The organism is Dietzia maris (assembly GCF_014144855.1).
Lineage (GTDB): Bacteria > Actinomycetota > Actinomycetes > Mycobacteriales > Mycobacteriaceae > Dietzia > Dietzia kunjamensis.
In genome coordinates this window covers 1-1,515 of record NZ_JAALDN010000553.1, presented here as the reverse complement: position 1 = coordinate 1,515, position 1,515 = coordinate 1, and the positions used below count along the sequence as shown (strand labels likewise).

At 72.7% G+C, this 1,515-nt stretch carries 1 protein-coding gene and 2 pseudogenes; all 3 read right to left on the bottom strand.

Features of this window, described 5'->3' with window-relative positions; translation table 11 throughout:
- Positions 1-64: 64 nt before the first annotated feature.
- Positions 65-670: pseudogene (gene recR / locus G6024_RS16130) on the bottom strand (recombination mediator RecR); the annotation flags it as partial.
- Between the two features lie 112 nt (positions 671-782).
- Positions 783-1,118 (bottom strand): YbaB/EbfC family nucleoid-associated protein, encoded by a 336-nt coding sequence (locus tag G6024_RS16125; RefSeq protein ID WP_067714618.1) that lies wholly within the window; start codon positions 1,116-1,118, stop codon positions 783-785.
- 148 nt (positions 1,119-1,266) lie between these two features.
- A pseudogene (locus tag G6024_RS16120) lies at positions 1,267-1,515 on the bottom strand (DNA polymerase III subunit gamma/tau); the annotation flags it as partial.

The following is a 1,515-nucleotide window of genomic DNA, read 5'->3' as shown; positions in this document are numbered from 1 at the left end:
CGGGGTCGATCTGCTCGGGGCGCAGCACGCCGCCCGACCGGGGGGCCTGGGCGGGCCCGCCCGAGAGGATGCGGCGCCCCGACAGTGCGCTGCCGAGGGTGAGCTCGTCGGCGAACTCCAGGTCGGCGCCCATCGGCAGGCCGGACGCCAGGCGGCTCACCACGAGATCGGGGAATGGCCGCAGCAGACGGGCCAGGTAAGTGCTGGTGGCCTCGCCGGTGGTGTTGGGATCGGTCGCGATGATGATCTCGGCGATCTCCTCGCCCTCGGCCTCCCCGCCGACCCGCCGCATCAGCCCGGCGATGCGAAGTTCGTTGGGTCCGATGCCGTTGATGGGGTCGAGCGCCCCGCCGAGCACGTGGTAGAGCCCGCGGAACTCCCGGGTGCGCTCGATGGCCTCGATGTCCTTGGGCTCCTCGACCACGCAGATGAGCGTGGGGTCGCGGCGCGGGTCCGAGCAGATACGGCAGCGCTCGGCCGCCGCGACGGTCCCGCAGACCTCGCAGTAGGTGACGCCCTCGACCACGGCCTGCAGCGCGGAGCGGAGGCGTTCGACGGAGTCGGGCTCGGCCTGCAGCAGGTGGAAGGCCAGGCGTTGCGCAGACTTCGGACCGATGCCCGGCAGCTTGCCGAACTCGTCGATCAGGTTCTGGACCGGTCCCTCGTACATCGCGCTTTCCTGTGCTCTTGCTGTCCCGACGACGGCTGCGTCGCCGGGTGGCGGGTCCGATTACGAGTCGGAACCCGGTGGCGGGGCCCGGAACGTGCCGGGCCCCGCAGGCTCACATTCCCAGTCCGCCCATCATGTCGCCGAGGCCGCCACCGGAGGCCAGCGGGCCGAGCCGGGACTCGGCGAGCTCCTGCACCTTGGTGTGGGCATCGCCGAACGCGCCGACGAGGAGGTCCTGCAGCGTCTCGATGTCCTCGGGGTCGACGACCTTCGGGTCGATCGTGACGCCGGTGACCTCACCGGTGCCGCGCATGGAGACGGTGACGAGTCCGCCGCCTGCCTGACCGTCGACGGTGCTCGCGGCGATCTCCTGCTGCGCCTCGGCGAGCTGGGCCTGCATCTGCTGTGCCTGCTGGAGCAGGGCGTTCATGTCGGGTCCGGGCTGCATGGCGGGGTCCTTTCGGCGGTGTGCGGGGCAGTGCTGAGTTCATGGCTGGTGTTCAGGCCTGACCCTGCCGGGGCGGCCCCGGTCGGTCGGTTCCCAGCGTAACCGTCCGGTAGGACACCGTGCCCCGGCGCGCGGCGGGGCGGGTGGGTCAGCGCTCGAGCGGGCGGGCCCCCAGGTGCTCCTTGAGCAGGGCCAACGCGATGTCCTCACCGGTCCGGTGGTCGAGGTTCTGGGGGCCACTGCGGGCCTCGTCCACCATCTCCTCCTCGCTGACCGGCTGCGGGGGCGGGCTGTTGGGCTCGCCCGGTTCCGGCTCCGGTTCCTCGGGCGGCGGCGGGATGTCGTCGTACCCGCCGCCCGAGCGACCGCCGCCCTGGCCCTGCCCCGCGTCCGCCCC

Coding starts and splice junctions, on each gene's coding strand:
- G6024_RS16125 (WP_067714618.1), bottom strand. CDS start 1,118: ATGCAGCCCGGACCCGACATGAACGCCCTGCTCCAGCAGGCACAGCAG.